We start from the raw sequence: 641 nt of genomic DNA on the forward strand, positions 1-641 counted from the left end.
CTTTTTCTTTTGGGAGATGATGCTGGTTCCTATCTATTTCTTGATTGCTATCTGGGGTCATGATGTCGCTGGTGGTAAGACTAAAGAATACGCTGCCACCAAGTTCTTTATTTATACCCAAGCTTCTGGGCTTATCATGCTCATTGGTATTTTGTTATTAGTACTCTTCAATTATGCTAATCGCGGTGTGGTTAGCTTTAATTATAATGACTTACTCGGTACGCCACTTGGCGGCTGGGAATATCCAATCATGCTTTGCTTTTTTATTGGTTTTGCCGTCAAGCTGCCAATTATTCCTTTTCATGGCTGGTTGCCGGATGCCCATGCGCAGGCACCAACAGCAGGCTCGGTGGATTTGGCAGGGGTGCTAATTAAGACAGCAGCTTATGGTTTGATTCGTTTTGTGTTGCCCTTGTTTCCTGCAGCGTCTCAAGAGTTTGCACCGATTGCGATTACGTTAGGTACGATTGGTATCTTTTATGGGGCATGGCTTGCCTTTATGCAAACCGATATGAAGCGCTTGCTTGCCTATACCAGTATTTCGCACATGGGCTTTGTGGTTTTGGCGATTTATGCAGGTACATTACTCAGTCTGCAAGGCTTAATGATTCAGATGCTTGCACACGGGCTTAGCTCGGCTG

1 protein-coding gene is annotated in these 641 nt (G+C 44.9%); it reads left to right on the top strand.

All coding sequences use genetic code 11. The features are described from left to right. On the top strand, positions 1-641 hold a 641-nt coding region (locus ACS8FD_RS21700), incomplete at both ends, for an NADH-quinone oxidoreductase subunit M (RefSeq protein ID WP_439277394.1).

It is taken from the genome of Psychrobacter sp. 1U2 (genome assembly GCF_051847575.1).